This is a genomic window from Actinokineospora spheciospongiae (assembly GCF_003182415.1).
Classification (GTDB): Bacteria; Actinomycetota; Actinomycetes; order Mycobacteriales; family Pseudonocardiaceae; genus Actinokineospora; species Actinokineospora spheciospongiae.
Window position 1 is genome coordinate 209339 of record NZ_QHCP01000012.1, and the last position, 22850, is coordinate 232188.

19 protein-coding genes and 1 tRNA gene are annotated in these 22850 nt (G+C 68.2%); 1 reads left to right on the top strand and 19 read right to left on the bottom strand.

Annotated features, from left to right (window positions below; translation table 11 throughout):
* Nucleotides 1-225: 225 nt before the first annotated feature.
* Nucleotides 226-300, top strand: a tRNA-Arg gene (locus DFQ13_RS27155).
* A gap of 338 nt (nt 301-638) precedes the next feature.
* Here the strand turns inward: DFQ13_RS27155 and DFQ13_RS27160 are convergent.
* The 19 genes from DFQ13_RS27160 to DFQ13_RS27250 all read right to left on the bottom strand — a co-directional run bounded on the left by DFQ13_RS27160 (nt 639) and on the right by DFQ13_RS27250 (nt 22675).
* A complete protein-coding gene (locus DFQ13_RS27160; protein ID WP_110081817.1) occupies nt 639-1466 on the bottom strand; it encodes an LLM class F420-dependent oxidoreductase in 828 nt (275 codons plus the stop codon).
* Between the two features lie 164 nt (nt 1467-1630).
* Nucleotides 1631-2047, bottom strand: a complete 417-nt coding sequence (locus DFQ13_RS27165) for a MerR family transcriptional regulator (protein ID WP_110081818.1) — start codon at nt 2045-2047, stop codon at nt 1631-1633.
* 69 nt (nt 2048-2116) lie between these two features.
* The gene (locus DFQ13_RS27170; RefSeq protein ID WP_110081851.1) at nt 2117-2926 is read right to left on the bottom strand and encodes a class I SAM-dependent methyltransferase; all 810 of its coding nucleotides are present in this window, start codon (nt 2924-2926) and stop codon (nt 2117-2119) included.
* 59 nt (nt 2927-2985) lie between these two features.
* Nucleotides 2986-3387 (bottom strand): PPOX class F420-dependent oxidoreductase, encoded by a 402-nt coding sequence (locus tag DFQ13_RS27175; RefSeq protein ID WP_110081819.1) that lies wholly within the window; start codon nt 3385-3387, stop codon nt 2986-2988.
* A 20-nt stretch (nt 3388-3407) separates the two neighbouring features.
* A complete protein-coding gene (locus tag DFQ13_RS27180; RefSeq protein WP_233438592.1) occupies nt 3408-4889 on the bottom strand; it encodes an AMP-binding protein in 1482 nt (493 codons plus the stop codon).
* 66 nt (nt 4890-4955) lie between these two features.
* Nucleotides 4956-6131 (bottom strand): MFS transporter, encoded by a 1176-nt coding sequence (locus DFQ13_RS27185; RefSeq protein WP_219994666.1) that lies wholly within the window; start codon nt 6129-6131, stop codon nt 4956-4958.
* Between the two features lie 169 nt (nt 6132-6300).
* The gene (locus DFQ13_RS27190; protein ID WP_110081822.1) at nt 6301-7548 is read right to left on the bottom strand and encodes an FAD-dependent oxidoreductase; all 1248 of its coding nucleotides are present in this window, start codon (nt 7546-7548) and stop codon (nt 6301-6303) included.
* Entirely contained in the window at nt 7499-8710 is a 1212-nt protein-coding gene (locus DFQ13_RS27195) for an aspartate kinase (protein WP_110081823.1), read from the bottom strand. Before DFQ13_RS27195 ends, DFQ13_RS27190 begins: the two co-directional genes overlap by 50 nt.
* Nucleotides 8707-9513, bottom strand: coding sequence for an arylamine N-acetyltransferase family protein (locus DFQ13_RS27200; RefSeq protein ID WP_219994668.1), 807 nt, complete (start codon nt 9511-9513; stop codon nt 8707-8709). Before DFQ13_RS27200 ends, DFQ13_RS27195 begins: the two co-directional genes overlap by 4 nt.
* Nucleotides 9510-10703 carry an FAD-dependent oxidoreductase gene (locus DFQ13_RS27205; RefSeq protein ID WP_110081824.1) on the bottom strand — a complete coding sequence of 398 codons (1194 nt, stop codon included), beginning with the start codon at nt 10701-10703 and terminating at the stop codon, nt 9510-9512. The genes DFQ13_RS27200 and DFQ13_RS27205 overlap by 4 nt, the downstream gene beginning before the upstream one ends.
* A 172-nt stretch (nt 10704-10875) precedes the next feature.
* Nucleotides 10876-12204, bottom strand: coding sequence for a phenylacetate--CoA ligase family protein (locus tag DFQ13_RS27210; protein ID WP_110081825.1), 1329 nt, complete (start codon nt 12202-12204; stop codon nt 10876-10878).
* Nucleotides 12201-12959, bottom strand: coding sequence for an amidohydrolase family protein (locus DFQ13_RS27215; RefSeq protein ID WP_110081826.1), 759 nt, complete (start codon nt 12957-12959; stop codon nt 12201-12203). The genes DFQ13_RS27210 and DFQ13_RS27215 overlap by 4 nt, the downstream gene beginning before the upstream one ends.
* A gap of 93 nt (nt 12960-13052) precedes the next feature.
* Nucleotides 13053-14159 (bottom strand): 3-dehydroquinate synthase II, encoded by a 1107-nt coding sequence (locus tag DFQ13_RS27220; protein WP_110081827.1) that lies wholly within the window; start codon nt 14157-14159, stop codon nt 13053-13055.
* A 50-nt stretch (nt 14160-14209) separates the two neighbouring features.
* Nucleotides 14210-14998, bottom strand: a complete 789-nt coding sequence (locus DFQ13_RS27225) for a 2-amino-3,7-dideoxy-D-threo-hept-6-ulosonate synthase (protein ID WP_110081828.1) — start codon at nt 14996-14998, stop codon at nt 14210-14212.
* Nucleotides 14999-15344: 346 nt separating this feature from the next.
* Nucleotides 15345-18242, bottom strand: coding sequence for a helix-turn-helix transcriptional regulator (locus tag DFQ13_RS27230; RefSeq protein ID WP_110081829.1), 2898 nt, complete (start codon nt 18240-18242; stop codon nt 15345-15347).
* Nucleotides 18243-18858: 616 nt separating this feature from the next.
* Nucleotides 18859-19788: a bis(hydroxyethyl) terephthalate hydrolase gene (gene bdeA / locus DFQ13_RS27235; protein WP_110081830.1), complete on the bottom strand. Its 930-nt coding sequence runs from the start codon at nt 19786-19788 to the stop codon at nt 18859-18861.
* A gap of 237 nt (nt 19789-20025) precedes the next feature.
* A complete protein-coding gene (locus DFQ13_RS27240) occupies nt 20026-20622 on the bottom strand; it encodes a QsdR family transcriptional regulator (protein ID WP_110081831.1) in 597 nt (198 codons plus the stop codon).
* Between the two features lie 10 nt (nt 20623-20632).
* Complete coding sequence (locus DFQ13_RS27245; RefSeq protein ID WP_181400166.1) at nt 20633-21652, bottom strand: AraC family transcriptional regulator; 1020 nt, start codon at nt 21650-21652, stop codon at nt 20633-20635.
* A gap of 333 nt (nt 21653-21985) precedes the next feature.
* Nucleotides 21986-22675 carry a cutinase family protein gene (locus DFQ13_RS27250; RefSeq protein WP_110081833.1) on the bottom strand — a complete coding sequence of 230 codons (690 nt, stop codon included), beginning with the start codon at nt 22673-22675 and terminating at the stop codon, nt 21986-21988.
* Nucleotides 22676-22850 lie beyond the last annotated feature (175 nt).

A 22850-nucleotide genomic window follows, 5' to 3' on the forward strand; every position in this document is an offset into this window, starting at 1 on the left:
CGGGCGCGAACCCCCAGAATGCCCCAGGTCACACCCCCACACCAGGCCCACCACCCGAGACCCGGGCACACCCGGGCACCACTTCCGACCCGTCCGGGCACCGCACGCCGCGCGCCCCGCCCGTTCCCAAGGAACCCGGTCACCGGGGCACCGCCGTCCGGGCACCCCTCCCGCCCACAACCCGGTTGTGGGCATGCGCTAAGCTCCTCCACGAACGAGCAACGGGCCCCCGTAGCTCAGGGGATAGAGCACCGCCCTCCGGAGGCGGGAGCGCAGGTTCGAATCCTGCCGGGGGCACCACCAAGGTCAAAGCAGGGCGCTGTCGGGTTCAGTTGAATTCCGGCACGCGCCCTTTTTGCGTTGTCAATGACCTCGATCCAAGACAATCATCGCGGTGTCATGCGGCTGATGGCGTGACGGTCGGGTCAGTCATCATGCGGTGTTCCATTCGATCGACCGTTTCGGCTGCCATTTTCTTCCGGTTTCCTTGTTGCCCCGGACCGCTGGTGCGCCTGTACCGATCGCTGTTCCCGGTCGCCAACTGAGCTGGCCTGAGGATTGCCCTGCGTCGTCGCACGCACCCGCTGAATCCGCGGTGCGCTCCGGTGGATTGCCGCGCCTTGCGATCGATGAGGAACTCAACTTGAGGAGGCGGCGAGAGTCGCCAAGCCGTCCAGCATCGACAGCGTCTCGTCGCGGGAGGTGGTCGGGACGTGGAGGACGACCCGTTCGACGCCGAGTTCCGCGTAGACCGCGATGAGGTCCGGGTCGGGAGGAACTGCCTGCACGGTGACCGGCACCTCCTCACCTGCGTGTGCGCGCAGTTCCTCGACCTGCGTGGCCATCACCGCCGGCGGAGCGGGGTTGGCGAGCCAACCGTCCCCGTACTCGACGATCCGCCGATGAGTGGCGGGGCTGGCGCCGCCGACGTATATCGGTGGGTGTGGCCGCTGCACCGGCTTCGGCCAAGAGAACACCGGATCGAAGTCCACGTGGTCACCGTGGAACTCGGCTTCGTCGTCGGTCCACAGGGCGAGGATCGCCCGCATCCGCTCGTCGGCGACCTTGCCGCGGATTCGCGGGTCGGTTCCGTGGTTGCGAGTTTCCTCGCGAAGCCAGCCGATGCCGCACCCGAAGATCAGCCGACCATTCGAGACGACGTCGAGAGTGGCGGACTGCTTGGCCGTCTGGATGGGGTCGCGCTGGGACACGAGGGTGAGTCCGGTGCCGATGAGCAAGCTCGTCGTCACCGTGGCGGCTGCTGTCAACGCCACGAACGGATCGAGCAGGCGATAGTACTCGCGGGGCAGGTCACCACCGCCGGGGTATGGCGTTTCCCGGCTGACTGGAATGTGCGAGTGCTCCGCAACGAACAGGGAGTCGAACCCGCGATCCTCCACGGCGGTTCCCAGTTCTGCCGGCCGAATTCCCTCATCGGTCATCATGCTCATGATGCCGAATTTCATGCCGAACCTCCATCGGACAGGCTCAGGACATCGGTCAAATGGCCACTTTCGAAGTACTCGCGGGCCTCACACGCACGTCCAGCTCTCAACCTGCGACCGTGCGTTCGCCATGCCATTCACTGTTCAGCGCACAGCACCGCTGGTGTCGCACGCATTCCGAACGACTACGATGCGAATGCACTCGCAGGTCCGCCACGGTGTTCGGCGAGCGACACCTCGGATGTCCGGTGGTCCGTCCGCAATTGGCGGAGCTTCTCCTCGAGTCTGCTTTCCACCTCGCCCAGCGCCATCAACTGGCGACGCACAGCCAGCAGTCGCTGCTCGTACAGGGCGACCGCTTCCAGGCACGTCGGCACGTGGGCGAGGTCCTCCTCGAGGCAGGAGTTCATCTCACGGATGTTCTCCGCGCTCAGCCCGGCGTCAAGGAGCAATCGGATGTTGTGCACCCTGGTCACAGCGGATTGGTCGTACTCACGGTACCCATTGCCCTGGCGGCGCGACCGCAGGAGCCCACGCTCTTCATAGTACCGGAGAGCACGGGTTGTCACCCCGGACGCACGGGCCAACTCGCCGATTCGCACGCGACGCCCCCATTCCTGTGTTCCCCGATTCTACCGACGCGGCCCCACCCAGGCCACTGAGAGCGAATCTCACCCGTCGACGCTGTTCAGGCGGCCGTGCACCAGGAAGACCTGCGGGGCCCCGGAGGTCTCTCGTGGGATGTCCGAATCCGGCCACCGACCCAGGGACCTGCCGACACTGCTGAGGGTGCTGACCGACGTCAACCAGGCCGGTTCGAGCAGGTCCTCCGGCCGATCGGCGCCGAAGCACCACGGACTGCCGCGCTCAGCGAGCCGGGCCAACCACTCCCGCCGCGTCGGGCTGTCCAGCAAAGACCGGCTCAGGAAGTCGACGAGGAGGTCGCTGCCCGGCGCGGAGAGTTCGGTGATCCGCTCGATCAACCTGCTCACACCGGCCAAGTCCAGGTAGTAGGTGAGGCCTTCGACCGACCAGAGCGTCGGCAGACGCGGGTTGAAGCCGGCATCGAGGAGCGCAGAGGTCCAGTCACCGACCAGATCGGCTCCGACCGGACGCCGATCGCAACTGGGGGCCGCGCCCACGCTGTCGAGCAAGTCCCCTTTGAGCCGCAGCAGTTCAGGTCGGTCCAGTTCGTAGACCACCGTGTCCGAGGGGAGCCCGAGCCGGTAGGCGCGGGTGTCCATCCCGGCTGCGACGAGCACAAACTGCGCCGGGGCCCGGTTCACCACGAACTCGTCGAAGAACCTCGTGCGGATGGCGATCGCGGGAGCCGAACCGTCCTGTGCCAGCAGCCTGCGCCCGGCATCGCCTGCGAGCACCGCGGCCAGCGGGTCGTCGAAGAGCCGGTCCGGGCGAGCCGACTCCTCTGCGCGCATCGCCGCCGTCCACTGCGCCGTCCCGGCGACCGGGTCGATCATCATGGGTCCCCCCTCGATCACTTGTACGCGGCTCCCGGCACCGACGGCACCGCGAGTGGAACTCAACCGAAGCACCGGACGTAGCCGGGCGCGATCCGCACCAGCAGCCTGCCGCCGTCCCCCGGATTGGGTGGGAACTTCTCCTGCTTCAAATATTTCCTGGTCAGCGCGTCGATGAGCCAGTGGTCCTCGTCGGCGAGCATGCTCTCCGCTCTCCCACGGAGCTCGATGTAGCGGTACGGGTTGACCGGGTCCAGCAGGCACACGGCCACCTCCGGGTTTCGCACGAGGTTGCGGTACTTCTGGCGCCGGTCCGTGAGGCTGATCAGCACATGCCCTCGGTCGTCGTCCCACAGGAACCACGTCGGGCTGACCTGCGGCCGGTGCTGGTGCGTCGTGGCGACGAAGGCCAATCCGTTGGAGTGCAAGAGGTCGAGGTGGCTGGGCGGCACGAGGTCGGTCATCGGTGGGCTCCCCCGATCGGTCACCGTGGCAGGCGGGCGGCCCGCAACGCCGAACGGCGCACCTTGCCCGCGTCGTCACGCAACACCGTGTCCGAACGTTCGAATGCGCGGGGCACCTTGTACGGGGCGATCCGCGCGCGGATGTGGGCGTCGAGTTCCTCGTCGGTCACCGACTCGCTGGTGTGCACGATCGCGTGCACGGAGTTGCCGAGGTCCTCGTCGGGCAGCCCGATCACGACTGCCGACTCCACGAAGGGGTGCTCCTGCAACGCGGCTTCCACCTCAGCCGGGTACACGTTGGCGCCACCGACCAAGATCATGTCGCTGCGCCGGTCCGCCAAGTACAGGTAGCCCTCCGCATCGAACTTCCCCATGTCCCCGAGCGATTCCCAAGCATCCCGCTTCCTCGCGACAGCGCCCAGGTACTGGTAGGTCGGTCCGGTGGCGGGTGGGCGCATCCACACCTCCCCCACTTCGCCGACGGGCGTGGGTCGCAGTTCTTCGTCGGCTATCAGCATCTCCCCTGACACCACTCGACCGACGGAACCGGGGTGGCGCAACCAGTCGGCGCCATCGATGGCCGTGACCGCGATCGCCTCGGTGCCCGAGTAGTGTTCCAACACCACTTCTGGCGCCACCCATTCCAGCCAGCCGCGCTTGACGTGTTCCGGACAGGGTGCGCCGATGTGGAAGAGGGTGCGCACGCTCGAGAGGTTCGCGGCCGCGCGCACCGCCGGGGGCAAGGCGAGCACCCGCCCCATGAGCGTGGGCACCATGTAGACCCAGGTGGGCCGGTGCAAGCCGATGTGGGCCAGCACGTCGGCCGCGTCGAACTTCGGCATCACCACGACGTGCCCGGCGTTGACCAACGCGATGCAGGAGAACGTGAACGGGGCGTTGTGGTGAAGCGGAGCGGTGATCAACATCGTGCATCCGCGCTCGACGCGCAGGAAACCAGCGCGTGACAGCAGAGCGCCCGCGGTGCCCGTGCCCGCCGAGAGGATCACTTTGGGACGTCCGGTGCTTCCTCCCGATGTCGGCGCCTTCCAGTGCGGCGGGATGACCTGCGGCAGCGGCCCGTCCGACAACGCTTGATCCGGCAAGAAGCCCGCGGGCAGGCTCGGCCTGCCGTCCGGTGCGGGCAACCCGACCACCACGGCCGGGTCAGCCACCGCGATCACCTCGGCGAGTTCCGCCGAGGGCAGCCGCGCGGAGACCGGCTGCGGTGTGGCGCCGACCTTCCACGCGGCCACCACGACGATGTAGAACTCGATCCCGTTCGGCAACCCGATGGTGACCCGGTCACCCACCCGCACACCGAGTCCGATCAGGGCCCTCGCGTAGCGGTTGCTCGACGCGGACAACTGCGACCGGCTGAGCGTCACGCCGGAGCAGGTGATCGCCGGGGCGTCCGGGTCATCGGCCGCCAAGCGATCCAATTCGACGCCGAGTGGGGTACCACTGCTCCAGTCGGCGTTCTCCGGCCCAGATTCGCCCGTCACGAGCATCCACCTTTCGGAACTGTTGGCGTAAGAGCACGTTCTGGACCGGCCGATGCTGCGGTCCGCTCAGGATGCCGCGGGAGCGGGCTCGGAGACTTCAGCTCGCCCGATCGGGTACTTCCGCACCGCGAGGGCCATGACCAGGATGGTGATCAACCCGATCACGGACCCGGCGACGAGCACGCCTGTTCCCGCGTTGCTGCTGAGCGCGCCGCCACCGATCGCCCCGGCCAGTGCCACCCCCAAGTAGAGGCCACTGGTGTTGAGGGCGATCGCTTCAGTACCGGCCGCGCCCGCCTTCTGGATCGCCCGGGAAGTCATGGGCGGGTTGTTGCCCCACGCCGAGACCCCCCAGATCACCAGGAAGACGCCCACCAGCCAGATCGGTGCGTCGCCGCCGGTGAATTGACCGACCAGGGCCAACCCGAGGGTCGCCACCAGCACCCCGCCGAAGGTGGCCATGAGGGTGCGGTCGACACCCCAGCGGTCGGTGAGACGACCACCGACGAACGTGCCGAGGGCTCCCGAGACACCCATGATCAGGATGAACAGGGGCACGTGCGCGGCCCCGGTCCCGGTCAGGTCGTGGGTGATCGGCGCGATGTAGGTGTAGGTCATCAGACCCGCGCAGGCGCCGAGCACGGTGCCGACGACACCCAAGAGCACGACAGGCCTCCTGAGCAGGAGCAACCGGTCCCGAACGCTGACCGCGGGCATCTCCGGGACGCGGGGAAGCGTGATGGCGGTGATCACGACGGCGAGGGCGGTGAAGATGCCGACGCTCACGAAAGTCGCGCGCCAGTCGAACACCGAGGCCACCCAGGAGCCGAACGGCACACCTACGACCAGGGAGACCGTGAGCCCGGCGGCGACCGTGCCGATGGCCCTGCCGACCCGTTCGGGCGCGGCGAGCCTGCCCGCGACGGCGAAGGCGGCCGGGCTGACTGCGGCGGCCACCAGGGCGGCCAACACCCGCAGTGCCATCAGCAACGGGTAGTTGGACGCGAACGAGGTGATGAAGTTGATCGCCGCGAACACCGCGAGACCACCGACGATGAGTGTCTTGCTCGGGACCCGCGCCATCAGCATCGCCATGATCGGAGCGGCCACCGCATAGGTGATCGAGAAGACGGTCACCAACTGCCCGGCTGCGGCCTCGCTCACGTCCAAGTCGACCGATATCGCCGGAAGAATGCCCGCGATGATGAAGTCGTCGGTGCCGATGACGAAGGTCGTGAGCAACAGGCCGAACAACCAGCCAGAGCCGCGCGGAAGCGACTTGTCCGTATTGGTGGTATTCATTGTCGTGCCTGGGCCTTTCTCGTAATTCCACGCTTGTGGTCGACTCGGCCACGCTAGAACATTGACGTTTGCGTCAAGGTCAAGCTGATCTGCTGTGACCTAGATCACATTATTGCTGATTTGCTCGTTCCGCCCACCGTTTGATCAGCCACTTGCCGCGAACGGTGGCTTCTGGTTGGCCGAGGACCATCAGTGCCTCGATACCCCCGTACAGGGTCCGCCCACCGCGTTCTCCACGTGGCTGAGAAGTCAACTGGGGTGTTTCGAGCTGGTATCGCTGGAAGCTTTCGACGAACGGCCTGCGCACCCGCTCGTACTCGACCAGCGGCGCCGCGCCCGCATCCACCCCGGCCTCGACCAACGAGGCCGCCAGGACCACTGCATCCTGGATGCCCAGGTTCACCCCCTGGCCCGCGAACGAGTGCACCCCGTGCGCGGCGTCGGCCAGCAACCCGACGCGGCCGACGGACCACGTCCGCGGCCGGACCACGTGATGTCGCACAACCAACACCTCGTCCCACCCGCTCAACGCGACGGCCAGAGGTTCGGCCAGGTCGGGGAGCACACGCGCGATCCGCGACCGCAGCTCCCCCACGTCCGCCGCCCGCACCTGCTCGAATTCCTCCGGTGCGGCGAGCCACTGCACGATCATCCTGCCGCCCGCGAGCGGGATGGTCGTCACCAAGGAGTCCTGCTCGTCGTGGTGCGCCGCGATCCGCTCGGGCCACCCGGTCGGCGTGGGGATCACCACCATCACCAGGGGTCGGTCGAACTCGACCACGTCCGCGCCGATGCCGAGCAGGTCTCTTGTCCTCGAAAACTTCCCACCCGCGCACACGACGAATCCGCACTCGATCGAACTGGGGCCTCCCGCGTCGACGAGGTCGAGGACCACGGCGGACCCGACGGCCTCGATCCCGCGCACCGACGTGCCCGAACGCACCTCCGCTGACCCCTCACCCGCCAGCGCCTCACGGAGCACCTCGGTCAACGTCGACAACGGCACACTCAGTGCGTAGGGGAACCGCTCCCGGCCGCCCGCGCCGTAGTCCAACACCCGGTCCTCCGCGCCGGGCGAGTGCTCCACCATCTCCCGGACAGGCCCGCCCACTGAGAGCAGGTGGTCGAGCAGGCCGAGATCCGCCATGACGGCCAAGCTGGACGGCGACAGGAACGGGCTGACACCGGTGTGCGCACTCCGTCCCGCACCGCGGGCGAGCACCCGCACAGTCCACCCGCTCCGGGCGAGCAGGAGTGCGAACACGAGCGCGGACGGATCTCCGCCCACAACACCGCACTGCACCGCGTCACTCTTGCGACTCACCACACCACACTCCGAATCGGGTTGCCCGGCCATCGCTTCCGCCTGCCAGTACCGAAATCTGCATCGGAGCCGTGTAGACCGAGACGGCCCGAATGCCCGCCGCGGCCAGCGTGCGGAGCATCCGTGCGGAATGTGCCGGGTTCGCCGCCGGGTGAGAGCCGATGAGGGAGACCTTGCCCAGGGTCTCATCGACGCACATCGTGTACGAGGAGGCCAGATCAGAGGCGGCCAGCACCGCCCTGGTGTGACTGAGACCCGAATGGGTGACCGTGAACCGGACCGCGTGGCGCTCACCATCGGAGGTCATGGCGAACAGGTCCGTTTCGATGCCGACATCGGCGAGCCGGTCCAAGACCTCCGGCAGCAGGACGGAGTCCACCTGGTCGGAGAAGATCGAGATCTCGACTGTGTCGGCGTCGTGGGTCACCGCGACGATGGTTCCCCTGCTTTCCACGGGAGCGCCCCCTTTCCGGACAAGAACAGTTCCGGGATCACTTTTCGAAGAATTGCGGATGTACACTTCGACTTCTCGGGAGGAGGCGAGTTCCACCGAGCGGTAGTGCAGCACCTTGGCACCTGATCTCGCCATCTCAGCCATCATCCGACAATCCACACTGGGCAGCATCCGAGCCGTGGGGACGACTCGCGGGTCAGCGGTGAAGACCCCGTCCACGTCGGTGTAGATCTCGCAGCGCTCGGCGCCCAGCTCGGCGGCAAGGGCCACCGCGGTGGTATCCGAGCCACCACGTCCGAGCGTGACGACGTCACCGTCGTCGTTGACGCCCTGGAACCCGGAGACAACCGGCACGAACCCCTTTCGGAGCAATGCGCGCACGCGACTCGCGTCGATGCGGTCGATCCGACCCGCGCCGTGCGGGCCGGACACGCGGATACCCACCTGGCAGCCGGTGAGCGAGGCCGCGGGCACTCCCAATTCGTCCAGCGCCATAGCCAGTTGTGCCGCCGAGGACGACTCCCCGGTCGACAGCAACTGATCGATCTCCCGTGCCTGCGGGCGGGTGTTCAAGGCCTGGGTGAGCTCGAGCAGCACGTCGGTGGTGCGACCGCGAGCCGACACCACGACCACGACCGGCCGCTGCGCCCGGTGCGCCGCCGCGACCCGACCTGCCACCCTCCTGAGTTGCTCCACGGTCGCGAGTGAACTGCCGCCGAACTTCTGCACCAGAATGCTCATCCCGGCTCACCAACCGCGATCGTGGGAATGGGCGGCAAGCGATCGAGAGTCATGCCGAAATGTTCCTGGTATGCTCGCGTGATCTCCGCTTCGTCGGACAGGACCACCGTCTCCCGGCGCGCGCCCTCGGTCCGCGTGAGCACGTCGCCACGCAAGGTGATCCTTCCTTCCTCCGTCGTCCGGGTGCAGAACAGGTTGTTCCGGAACGGCGATCTCGGTGAACTCTCGAACCACCAGAGCACCGGCTGGAAGTCCTCGACACACCGTGGCCGTGTTTCGATCCTGAGCACCGCTTTCCCATCGCGGAACAGATCGAGGTCCCCATCCGGTCGGTCGACGAACTCGAACGTGCCATTCGGATCGGTCTGTGGCCTGCGGCTGTCCATCCGGAGCGGGTACCGGGCGCCATCCCGGCCGAAGCCGACGTCGACGAGCCAGGGCTGGGGGCAGTCGACCTGGATCGCCGTGTGCGCCAGCGCGAAGCTGGGTCGGTCCCCGATGAAGACCCGACAGCCGAGCAGACTCACCCGGTACCCCAGTGAGCTCAGCAGGGCGGGGAACGCCGACCCGTTGAGCTCGCGACAAGTCCCACCCCTGTTGTGCCGAACCACCTTCTCCACCGCGTCCATGCCGAGCCTGATCGACTTCCCGAGATGGAAGTCGACGTTCTCGAACGGAACCGCCATGAGGTGGCGTTCTTGGAGTTCTCGCAGAAAATCCGCATCCGGACCGCGTACCGCGTTGACACCGATCCGCTCGCGGTAGGCACGGCTGAGCTCACCATCCATCACCGTCTCCGTCATCGGTCGACCAAGCGCTGGTAACTGGCCAGGGCCTCTGGCTGTCCGCCCGTCACCATGTCCGCGATGGCCTCGTACAGGATGGTCTGCTCGTTGCCGCCGCCGGATTGCGAAGTCAACTGCGGCAACGCCAGCTGGTAGTCCTGGAAGTTCTCCACGTACGGCTTGCGGAGCCGCTCGTACTCCTCAAGAGGTGCGACACCGGAGTCCACACCGGCTTCGACCAGCAGTGAGCCGAGCACCATGGCGTCTTGAATCCCCAGGTTCAGTCCCTGGCCACCGAGCGAGTGCACACCGTGCGCCCCGTCACCCAGCAGCCCGACCCGCCCACTGGACCACGCCCGCGGACGAACCATGTGATACCGGACCGTCAGTACCCGGTCCCAGTCCGTCACGGTCGTGGTCAGCAAGTCCGTCAACTCGGGCAGCGCCCGTGTCAACCTCGACCGCAACTCCTCGACCTGCCCAGCCCGCACCTGCTCGAACTCATCGGGATCGGCAAGCCACTGCACAGCGAGATCGCCCCCCGCGATGGGCATGACCGCGACGAGCGAATCGTGCTCGCCGTGGTGCAGGGCGATGCGCTCTGGCCAGCCTGCGGGCTTCGGGACCACCACCATCACCAGCGGCCGGTCGAATTCCGACACTTGGGCGGCGATACCAGCCAGATCGCGAACCTTGGAGAACTTCCCGTCGGCGCACACCACGAACCGGCATTCGAGTGGCCGCGCACCCTCGGCGTCGACCAGGTCCAGGGTGACCGCGTTTCCAGATTGCCGCACCCCGCGCACCGCGGTCCCGGACAGCAGCTCCGCTGACGCCTCCCTGGTCAAAGTCCGCCGAAGCGCGTTGGACAAGGTGAACAACGGAACACTCAGCGCGTAACCCGACCAGTCACCGACCCGTTCCGCGTAGTCGAGGGTGTAGCGGCTGCCGTCCACCGCCGACTCGACCACCTCGCGCACCGGCTGGCCGATCCGGTTCAACTCGTCCACCAGTCCGAGGTCTGCGAACAGCCGCAGGCTCGGCGGCGACAGGAACGGGCTGATGTTCAGCGACGGCGCCTTGGTGCCCTCCCCTTCCTCGATCACGGTCACCCGCCACCGGCGCCGCGCGAGCAGCGAGGCGAGCACCAACCCAGAGGGACCACCACCCACCACGGCGCAGTCCACCAGCTCAGAGTCCCGGCTCATTCCTCAACTTCCTTCCGTACGGATGAACTTCGATGACTGCGACCGGTCCGCCTCGCCACAGGTCCCGCTGCGCCTGGGTGTTGACAACCGGGCCGGTTCTTGGCGGGGCAGTCGCTCGCACCGCACACCGCGTCGCCATCGGAACGTCGCGGGTGGAGGCCGTGGAAAACACTCACCAGTAGCTCACCGCCCGGTCCCAGTCCTCACCCTCGTCGAAGAGCGTGCGGGGTTTGAGGAATTCGGGAAGCCTGGTGAGCGCGGCCCACGGCACGATCGTCCCCACCGGCACCGGGCGCACCCGCGCTTCGACCCCGACGCGGTTCCTGATGAGGGCTGTCAACTCCGCCGCCGCCATTTGCGCGCCGACGGTGGCCGTCTCGAACTCGACCTCGAGGAACTCACCGCCACGGGCTCGCCAGAACAGGACTTCGTGCTGGTCCGGCAACGCGAACACCGCGTCCTCGATCCGCTGCTGGGTGACGTGCTCACCGGAGACCAGGCAACTGCTCGCATTCCGCCCGAGGATCTCGATCGTCGGCAGGGACCAACCGCATGAGCAGTCCGGATCGGAAATCCGCACGAGGTCTTGGAGGTTGTACCGCAGCAACGGCATCGCCTCGCGGTACAGCGTGGTGATGACCAGCTCACCGGTTCCGGTCATCGCGCTGTGCCCGGTCGCCGAGTCGTAGACCTGCGGTACGAACCGGTCCGCCCACAGGTGCAACCGTCCGGCGGAACACTCGCCCGCGAGGCTCCCGGTCTCGGTGGAACCGTAGTCCTGCAGCACTGGCACACCACCCCAGGTGCGCGAGATGCGCTGGCGGCGGGCGTCGCTGAGTGGCTCGCCCGCGACAAGGAATCCACGCAACCGGGGGAAGTCCCGCTCGGGCCGCAGGCCCGCCGCCTTGGCGCTGACCGCCCACAGCAGCGCTTCGGTCGGCAGGCACCAAGCGACGGTGACCTCCAAGTCCCGCAGCAACTGCACCACGCGGGCGTGGGTCACGACCGCGCTGCGGTTGTCGGCCGGGACCACGGTCGCACCGCGGTACCGACCCGCGAGATGTGCCTGGTGCCCTGTGGTCAGCATGGCGTAAGGGGTGCGTACGAGCAGTGTGTCGAGCGGTGTGAGGTCGATCGTGTTGCGCACGAATCTGTCCACCACGTCCAGCCAGTCGCCCTCGGTGAAGAAGGACGAGGTCGGCGTGCCGGAAGTACCGCTCGACTCGTGGTACGTCGACAGTTCCCCGCGGTCCACCGCCAGCAGACCGAGTGGGTAGTTCAGCCGCAGGTCCCGCTTGTCGATCACGGGTACCCGCCCCAAGTCCTCGACTGTCCGAACCACGCCGGCCTGGCCGATCCGGTCCAGGTTCGCCCGGTTGCGGGAGGCCAACCGGAGCGCCTCGGGCAGTCGGTCCTCCTGCACCCGCCGGAGCCCGCCGCCCCCAGTCCACTGCCCGAGCCTCGGCAGGGCATCGGCGCGGGTGGTCTCGAGGTGCGTCATCCCTGTTCTCCTGCGAATCGAGTCGCGGTACGCCATGCGATGTCGTCCCACTCCCGCTCGGAGAGTTCCAACACCTCAAGCTTCGTCAACTCGACGCGTGGTGACTGCATCGGGTATTCGCTGCCGAACATGAGGCGCTCGGGTCCCAACCTGCTCAGGGCTCGCCGAACAGTCGCGGTGAGCCCGCAGGAGGTCTCGAAGAGGATGTTGCCCATCGGCTCGATCAGGTCTATGCCGTGGAAGTCCAGGTCGCCGACGCCCGAGTGTCCGAGGGCGAAGGTCGTCGCGGGAAACCGCGCTGCCAACCGCACGAAGTCCCGGACCCCGAAACCCCGTCGGTGCAGGCAGTGCGCGTAGACGTTGTGCCCGAGTTCGGCGGCCACTTCGATCAGCTCGACTGTGCGGCTGTCGTCGAACGGCACGCCGTGCACCGCGGGCGCGAGCTTCAGCCCTCGGAAGAGCGGTCCACCATCGCGGTACACCGTGGCGGGACGGTGTGGGTTGGCGAAGAAGAACGGCACCAGACGGCCTGCCGACCGCCCGCCGCCCACCAGGACGGCCCCGTTGTCCGCATCGTCCTCCACGTGCCCGCCCTCCACGATCTGACGGGACAGGCGATCCGGTGAGGCGACAGCGCCGGCCACGACGATGGCTCGATCGATGCCGTGTTCATCCATCGCCGCCAGCAGCGAGCTCAACGCTCGCGCACCGGGGGCGAGGTGGGCGTGCGCGTCGAAAACTTGTTTGCTTCTCATGACCTGCTCCCGTCGACTCCGGATTCACGCGGTGGCAGCGGCACATCGTCGGCGAGCCGAGCGCAGAGTCGGCTCGGTGCGCTGTTCAGACGTTCACCGCTCGACGCAGAACTCCTTGATCGGGTAGCCGACGTGCCGGTCTTCGCTCGGCAGGTACCCGAGAACTTTGTCGCCCGCTCGCAGTTCGGTGCTGTTGAGCACGACCCCGCGTGGCCCGAGCACGCGCACGTGCCAGTCGTCCTGCAGGATCAGGTTGACCTGGACACCGGAGGAACTGACCGCCGTGATCGAGATGAGCGGTCGGGACTCGATCTTGACCCGACCCACGGTGACCATCCTGGTCTGACCCTTCACATCGACCGCCATCACCTTGCTACCCGCCTTGAGCTCGCTCAGGTAGTGGGTGCGCTCGTCCTTGGAGAGGGTGTACGAGTGGATGGCACCCGCGTTGACCCTGAACGGCCGGGTCGGCATGTACGGCAGCGGATGGGTCTCGCTGACGCAGAGGATCATGCCCTTGGAGTGCGACCCGACCAGGATTCCCTCATCTTCGTTGAAGTAGGTGCAGGTGTCGACACACGCCCGCTCTCCCATCCCCACGTGCTCGGTGCTGACGACCTCGAGTTCGACCAGGTCGAGCTGTGGCGACCGCTCTGTCGCCGCGGCCCGCAACTCGGTGGCGTCACCCACCTTCCCGGGTGCCAGCAGCACCCCGTCGGCACCGTGCTCGAGCACCCCGAAGATGATCTTCGCTTCCTCGACGTCGACCGCCTGGGTGATGATGCTGCCCGTGGCGGACGCGGCCGCGGCGATGACGATCTCCAGCGGGATCTTCGTGGTGTCGCGGAACTTCAACAGGCTGAATTGCCGCTCACGGGCGGCCGTGCAGGCCAGGTCGAGCGTCGGCGCGTCGATGATCTCGACGAACTCACCGAACCGGGTGTCCGGGTGGGCGCGCTCGTAGGCGGTCACATCGCCGTCGCGGCGCGAGTCGATGATCACGACATCCACGCTCCCGAACTGCTCCGGGTCCGGCGTGCCTGCCGGGAACCACACCTTGGTGACGGTCGGCGGCAGCTCGGCGAGGTCGGCGACCTCGGCGGCGAGAATCCCATTCACCCGCTGGTGCACCGCCTCCTGCGTGATGGCGGCCTTGGCGTCGCCCGCCGTGCGGATGTCCAGCCAACTGATCTTGGTCATCGCAATCGTCTCCTGCTGGTCGCTGTCTGGAACTTCGGGTGAATTCACGCTCAGGCCGCGGCAGTCGCGCGACCGTGTATCCGATCGGTGATCTCGCGGGCGATCTCGCCCGGGTGGGCGGCATGGAAGATGTTGCGACCGACGGCCAGTCCGGCGGTACCCGACCGCATGGCCACGGAGGCGAGGTCGAGCACCTGTTCCCGGCCACCCGTCGACGCCCCGCCCGCCACGACCACCGGGATGGGGCACGCGCGGACGACTTCGGCGAGGTTCTGCGGCGAACCCGGATAGGTGATCTTGACGATGTCCGCGCCCAAGTCGGCGGCGAGTGTGGCCGAATGCGTGACCAGGGCCGGATCAGCGCCGTTCTCGATCGCGGGACCACGGGCGTACATCATGGCCAGGAGCGGCACGTTCCACCGATCGCAGGCCTCGGCGACCCAGGCCAAGTCGGCGATCTGCCGTGCTTCTTCCCTGGACCCCATGTTGACGTGCACGCTCACCGCATCAGCCGAGAGGCGCAAGGCGGCTTCCACGTCGGCCACCATGTACTTGGCGTCCGGATCGGGTGCGTGGGCCGTGCTGGCGCTGAGGTGGACGATCAAGGAGGTCGTGGTGAACCGCGACGGGCGCACATGCCGCGCGGTTCCCTTGTGCAGCACGATGGCATCGACGCCCGCTTCGGTCAGTTCGCCGACGAGGCTGTCGAGTGGACGGCCAGGCGTGATCGGCCCGTCGGCCACCGAGTGGTCGAGCGGAACGATCATCAGCTTGCCGTCACCCCTGAGGTTGAGCCGATCCAAGCGCACCTGGGTGCCGAACGAGTGGTGTCGACTCATGCGACGCCGCTCCTCTCTCACGAAACTCGGTGGACGAACGGTGGGAATACGTGACGTGGGCGACAGCCACACCGATGCCACCGACAAAGCTGATCTCGAGTCGTCGATTGCGAGCAGCGCGAGCAGGCAAGTCCGCGCGGGTGGGCAGGCAACCGCCCTACTTCTCGGATGTGACCTCCGCCCGTTGCTCGGCCACCGTCGGTTGCATGTCCACAACGCTATTCAGTTCTTGAGATCAGCGGATCACACGAATACGCGATATCGATCGCGGTGTGCACCGATCCACCGCCACGCCGCGACCACCGGGGGCGACATCGTCGATCCGGTCCGATGGGCAACGCCGAGATCAACCGGCGGGGAGTTGGTTCGTGCAGTCGTGGATCAGCACCTTGACGGCGAGCTCCACCCGGTTCGTCACGTCCAGCTTCGAGAAGCTGTTGCGGATGTGTGTGCCGACAGTGTGCGGAGACAGCACGAGGCGGGTCGCGATCTCCTTGTTGGTCATACCGGTGGCCACCAAGCGGGACACGCGCAGTTCGGTGTCCGTCAGATTCGCCAACCGGGATGCCGTTTGCACCGCAGCGGGCACATCCGCCGGGGGTGACGGGAAGGCGCTTTCGCGAGGACTCGGGGTCGCGGTCCACGCTCGGGTGGTGTCACCTGGTTCCCGCAGCTCGGCGGTCACCCGCTTGGCATACCGAGTGGCGCCGCAGGACGCCCACGCCACTCGCGATCGCTGCCTGAGTTCCCCTGCCCGGACTGAGTCGCCGCGGTTCGCCGCCGCCCGACCCGCGTCCTCCCATGCGGCGGCGGCGGCCGGCTGCCTGCCGCCGCGCCGGTACAGCTCCGCCGCCGCCTCAAGCGACACCGAGTCGTTCTGGATCAAGCCGTCAACATGCGTCGCGGTGGCCCCGATGGAGGGCACCTCGGGGTTCTTGACGACGAGTTCGTGGACGGCGGATGCGACGGCCCGGGCACTCGCGACATCGCCCACGCCCAACATCAGCCGGACCAGCGAGGGTGCGACGACCGAACACCCGGAGGCCGGGAAAAGCGATGTTCCTGCCGCCGAGTGGAGGGCAAGCGCCCCACGGGCCGCATCCTGGAAACGTCCGGTGGCCTCGTGCACGAGAATTCGGCGCCACAGCACTTCGGCCCGGTCCGCGCCGCTGACCCGATCGGCGAGCTCCTCCGCGCGCTGCAAACTCCGGTCGGCCGCGATCACGTCGTCTTGCGCGAGGTGCAACTCGACGGTGAGGCCGAGAAGACGCACCAGAAGCGCGGGAACGCGTTCGGTCTCAGCCACCGCCACACCTGTCGACGCCGCGATCTGCGCCTCAGCGAAACGCCCCTGCGCGAACCGGAGCCTTGCCTGCTGGTAGCGGGCGATGGCAGGCACGAACCCGCGCGCGGGCGCGTCCGTCTGACCGACGAGTACCGCGCACACCGCGTCCGCCTCCTCGAACCGGTCGGCGTCGATGAGGACCACACCGAGCCAGGCTCGGGGGTCCCGCAGGGGTGTGGCGAAGCCCGACTCATCGGTGAGGTTCACCGCTTGCCGCACGAGATCGGTTCCCCTGGTGAACTCGCACTGCGCCCACGCCGCGACACCCCTGGCCAACAGGCTGCCCACCAGAGTGTCGCGTTGATCAACGGGACTCAGGGTGGTCGCCTCCTGGGCCATCCGCTCCGCCCCGGACGGATCGCCCTTCACCGCGGAGTTGTGGGCCAGAGTCGCGAAGAGCTGGGCACGAAAGCGAACCGGAAGTGCGGGCCTGGCCAGCACCCGACGCGTGTACTCGGTGGCAACCGCGCATTCGCCACCGTCCTGGGTCAACTCGATCAACCGGAGCAGCAGCGCCGTCTCGGTGTCTGCTTCCAACGACCCACGCAGCGCGCGTTCGCCCAGCGCTGCGGCACGCGTCCACTGACCGGACAAGCCGAGCAGCCGGACAGCCTCCACGACGAGGTTTCCCGCCAGCGGGTGCCGGTCGCCGAGCAGGTCGAGCGCGCGGAGCGCAAAGTCGACACCCGCACCGGGCTCTCGCGCGCGTACCAGATCCATCAGAACGTCGGAGGTGGTGGCGACGGCGCGGGCGATGCCCGACCTGAGGTGCCTGTCGATCTCCTCGGCACCTCGTGCTTCGGCGCGCACGACCGTGGCCACTTGCCGACGTGCACCCATCCGCACCAGCTCGCCGAGGCGGTCGTGGACGAGGTGTGGCACCAACTCGTGCCGGAACGCCAGTTCAGGTCCGCAATCGGTGAGCATGTCCGCGGCGATGGCATCCGTCGCGGCGCGCAACACCTCGGCCATCGGCCACCCGGTCAAGCTCGCCGCTTCGAGCAGTGTGAACCGCGTGCCGAACACAGCCCCCGCCGCCAACAGTGATGTCGCGGCGGGCGAGAGGACCTCCAGCAAACGCACCATCGCGTACTCGTACCGCGCAGGCACCCATTGGCGGCTGACGCCGTCGGTGAGCCTGGCGACGCCCCCGCGCACAGTGATGAGGTCCTCGCCCAGGAGGCTGCGGAGCAACGCGTCGCACAACAGCGGGTTCCCGCCCGCACGAGCGATCAGTTCGAGGACATCCGGGCCCGCGGGCACGCCGAGCACCGCCGCACACAGATCCGCCACCTCGTCATCGGTGAGCCTGCCCAACCGCGTCCGCACGGCGCCACCGCCGATCAGCGACTCGATGGCGCTCATCGCGGGCGTCTGTGCCGTTCGAGGTCGCCCACCGATCAACCACAGGATCGGCTCGCCCCGAAAAGACACCGAGAGCATGTGCACGATCAGCGCGGTCAATTCGTCGGACATCTGAAAATCATCGATCGCGATGACGAGCCGTCGAGTGGTCAGTATGCTTTTTATTGCGATCCGCAGCCTGTCGAGCAGTTCCAGGTGATCATTGACCATCTCGTCGAGGCTCGCGAGCACCGGACGGAAGTCATCACACGACTTCAAGATCGTGGTCAGAGTCGTGAAAGGTCGAAGCTGGTCGGTACGGCTCGCACCGCCCGAAGCGACGGTGAAACCGAGTTCGTGCGCGACGGCGACGGCGTGGTCGAGCACAGTGCTCTTGCCGGTTCCGACTGAACCTTCCACCAACACCATACCGCCAGTTCCCCCGGAAAGTTTGGCGAAGGCATGACGTAGAATTTTACGGCTGCTCCGATGAATGGCAACTGAATCACCCTGAACAGGGCACCGGCCGTGCGCATAGCTCAAATCCGTACTCACGAATCCCCCAGATTGCGAGCAGCAATACCGTTCGGTTCACTCAAGCGAACACAACCGACTGGATAAGTTGCAGTGGAGTGCCGCCATCCGATGTGCACCGACCATCAGTGACCCCGGGGCAGGGCGCACCACCCACAGCGACAGTACCAGTCGCTTTCTCCGACCGAACAGGAATTAGCGCTCGCAGGCAGTGCCCAAACCCTCCGGCACCCCCGCCAAACAGCGTAGATGCCGGACACCGGACGAAAGCAAGATGGATGCCTCCGCACTCCGCGTGACCAAGTTGGAGCGGCAAGCCTGCTCACAAACGCAGCCCCGCGGTGGGGCCGCGGCGCCATCACTGGAGTCGTCGACCGACCAGCGCCGCGTCAGACCCATGTCACCCACATAGTCATCACCGTGGACGCACCCCTGACGGGGAACAGAAGGGCATCGAAGCAATGGTCTTGATCGTGATTCAGCAGCTTGGGTCGAGGGAGATCCGTACAGGCGAAACGACACCTCGCAAAGCATCGTGCCAGGATGCGAGGAAGTGGGCGCAGCAGACCCGCGCCTGCACAATCGATTTCCCCGCGGGACACCGTGGCGGTGTCCCGCGGGGACTCGGGTTCGGCTGTCAGGAGGAGTGCGGGCAATTGCCGCGGAAGGCCGAGATCTGCAGGTTGGTGGACGGGATCGGGCAGAGGAACTGCTCGTAGCGGGTGTCGTTGTCGATGAAGCGCTTGAGCCAGGAGATGGTGTACTTGGCGATCGTGGTGTTCGCCGTGTTGGGGGCGAAGTGGCTGGCGCCGCGCAGTTCCAGGTAGGCCTTGTCCAGGGTGGACGGCAGGCTGTTGTAGAACGGGATCGAGTGGGAGCCGACCGGGGCGATGGCGTCGGACTGGGCTCCGACGACGAGGGTGGGGACGCGGTTGCCGGACCAGTTGGTGGTGAGGTTCCAGCCGGTCAGCGGGATCGCGGCTTGCAGGGTGGGGCGGGACCTGGCGGCTTCGAGGGTTCCGCCGCCGCCCATGGAGTGGCCGATGACGCCGAGGCGGCTGCTGTCGATGCGGCTGCGGACGGAGCTGCGCTCGGTGAGGTAGTCGAGGGCGGCGAGCAGTTGCCTGCCCCGGCTGTCGGGCTGGTCGAGGGTGGTGTTGGTGTCGATGGTGAACACCACGAAGCCCTGGGAGGCCAGGCGGGGGCCGAGCCAGGCCATGCTGGACTGGTAGGCGGTGAACCCGGGGGCGACGGCGACGGCGCCGAAGGTGCCCTGGGCGGTGCTGGTGGGGTAGTAGATGGTGCCGCCGCCGAAGCCGGTGACGCTGAGGCCGGACACCGTGGTGGTGGCGGTGGCGAAGGAGCCCCGGGAGGCTTCGATGCTGGAGGTGGTGGGGGCCGGGCCGCGTTCGTACGGGTTGTCCGCGAGGGGTGCCGCGTCGACCGCGGTGGTGGCGCCCGCGACCAGGGCGAGGGCGACGCCGAGGGGGGCGGCGAACCGGGTTCGCCACCGGCCCGCGGGGCGGGGACGGGCGGGAGGGGTGGCGGGGTTGGCGAGTGGGGTCATCTTTGACCTTTCCCTTGGCTCGGGGCAGCGGCGTCGCGGCCCGCGAGTGGTGGCCTTCAGCAGGGGAGCCGTTTCCCGGTGGGGAAATCCTGCTGTTGCGCGTCCGCCGTCCGGTGGTCGCGACTGGGACGCGGTGGGGGCGGAATCCGCGGCCGGGGGTGCGACCGCCCAGTCAGTGAAACACTTGGGCGAAATGTTTCACATCGCCTGAACGGGTGAGCGGGATCACCTGGGTGGCTACCCCGCGTGCGTCCCCAGTGCGCCCAGGACCAGGGTGTCGAGGAGGGTGGTGGCCACCGCGAGGTCGACCGGGCGCGAGGCCAGGACGTCGGCGTACAAAAAGGACTCACCGAGGCGGACGACGGCGTAGCTCAGGTCCGGCAGGCCCACCAGCGGGCGCAGGCCCGCCGCTTCGACGTCCGCGCCGATCAGCGCCGTGTGCGCCTCGATGAGGGTCGGCTGCACGCGGCCGCGCGGGTCGGTGAGCACCCGCAGGGCCACCACCGGTTCGCTGTCGATCAGCTTGCGCAGCCCGTCGCTGGCCGCGACCTCGCGGCGGTAGGCCTCCATGACCCACAGGCAGCGGAGCCTGCCGTCGGCGTCGCGCGGCGCGTCGCCGTGGGCCCCGTGCCAGCGGGCGATGGAGTCCGCCCAGGTGCGGTCGGACAGCAGCAGCAGCGCCGCGCCCATCAGGTCTTCCCGGTTGCCCACCCGGCGGAAGAAGGTGGCCCGGGAGATCCCCAGTTCGGCCGACATCCGGCTCAGGTCGAGGCGCGTTCCGTTGAAGAGGTCCCTGGCCGCGTGCCGGACTATGTCGTCGGTCGAGACGGTCACGCGCGGCAGCCTAGTCCCCGGGGCCCTCGACTTCGGACGGCCGGTGCCGGGAGCGCAGCCAGGCCGTGGGGGTCACGCCGGTCCAGCGCTTGAAGGCGTGGCTGAACGCCGAGGTGTCGGTGAAGCCGAGCCGGGCGGCCACCTCCGACCGGGGCAGGCCCGCGGTGAGCAGGTCCGCGGCCCTGGCCAGCCGGGCCTCGGCGGCCAGTTCGCGGTGCGCGGTGCCCGTCTCGGCGAGCCTGCGGCGGAGGGTGCGTTCGGACAGGCCCAGGGCCGCGGCGGTGTCGGCCGGGCGGCTCTGCGGGTCGCGGGCCAGCGCGGCCCGGGCGCGGACGGCGACGTCGTCGGTGAACAGCAGCTCGCACTCCCGCAGCGCCTCCGCGTGGGCGCGCGGGTCGGCCGACGGGAGGGGTGCGTCGAGGACCGCGAGCGGGACGCCGATCGAGGTGACCCGGGCGTCCCACTGGACCTCGACGCCCCAGAAGTCGTCGACCAGCGGGGCGTCCGGCGGCTTCGCGCACCGCACGCGGACCGAGTCGACCGGGGTCGGGCGGCCGAGGAGTTCCCGGTTGATGATCGCGGTGGTGACCATCATCCACACCGACTGGAAGGCGCGGGTGTCGGCGGGCAGGTGGTCGGCGTCGAAGACCAGGTGGGTGACCTCGTCGTCGGGGACGGCGCGCAGGTGCACGAGGGTGTCTGCAGCCGCGGTGAGGTCGAGCGACAGGGCCAGGGCGTGGCCGAGGGTGGGGCTGGTGCGCATCGCCTGCCCCCAAGCGGAGACGGCGCCGACGTGGAAGTCCTGCCCGGCCTCCACGGCCGGGCCGAGGGCGCCGCCGAGCGCGCGGACGAGGTTGCGGACCAGCACCGCCTCGTCGTCGCGGGTGGGCAGCAGCCGCGGGTCGGACAGGTCGGCCACGGTGTACTCCGAACCGGCCAGCAGCACCGCCTCGTCCACCCGGTGCCGCCGCGCCAGGGCGACGAGGACCAGCATCCGACTCCGCGGCCACCCCGAGACGACGTCGTTCACCCCGGCATCATCACGCACCCGACCGCGCGGCGGCAGAGCACACCCCGGACCCGGTCCACCCGCGAGCAAGATCCACATCCTCGCGCGCGTTCCATCCACAACCCCCACCCTCCCGAGGGGATCTGCGGCCTTGAGGCCAGTCTACCGGTGTGGACGGCGGTTCGCGGCGATGTGGATCTTGCCTGTGGACAACTCGACGCGTTTGGCATCGCCTGGGAGGGTGAAGTTGCGAGAGGGCGGCACACGGGCGCGCGAGGCGAGCAGAGGTGGTGGGGGCAGGACCGGCGGGTGGCCCGGCGGAACCGCGGGGCGGCGGCTCCGCCGGGAGGTCGGTCAGGGGTGGGCGGCGATGAAGTCCGCGCCCCTGGCGATGTCGCCGTTCAGGCCGTAGCTCAGGTGGGCGATGATGTTGAACGCCCCCGCCTCGCACACCGGGTCGCCCCCGGCGCAGTTGTCCAGCACGCGGTCCTGGAACGCGGGCGGGACCGGGCGGGACACGCTCTTGAGCGGGTTGCCGTAGAACACGATGGAGGCGATCCGCGGGTTCAGCGCCTGCGGCAGGACAGCCACGGGTGGGGAGCCGTTGATCGTGCCGGTGGTGTCGACGCCCAGGGCGGCGTTGACGATCTGGGCGCCCTGCGAGTAGCCGACCAGTGCGTAGCGCTCGTTCGGGCACTGCGCTGACCGCGTGGTCAGGTGGTCGACCACGGCCTGGTTGCCCAGCCGGGGCGAGGAGGCGTCGAAGTTCGCCGGGTAGTCGACCGCGGCTGCGGTGGCGTCGGGGACCTTGGCCTTCACCGCGGGGAACAGGTTGTCGCCGACGATGAACCCGTAGGGGCCGAATTCCGTGGTGCCGCGAGCGATGACCAGGTGCAGCGACGAGCAGGTGGGCCCCTCGGCCGCGGCCGCGCCGCCCACCAGCGGGGTGGCGGCCAGTGCGCCGGTCACCGCGAGCGCGCCCGCGGCGGCCAGTGCCCACCGCTTCTTGCGACTGCGCGGTGCCCGCACGTCTTTGTCACTCATCAGCCATGCCTCCTGGTAAACGACGTCGTACCCGGAACGGGACGCTAACCAGGGTGCGCGGTGGTGTCCACGGGCCGTCTCCGCCTTCGGGAGGGATGACGTTCGCGGCCACCGCCCTGACGCGGGCGGCCACGTCAGGGCGGTGGGGAGAGCGTTCGCACGCGCCTTTTCCTCC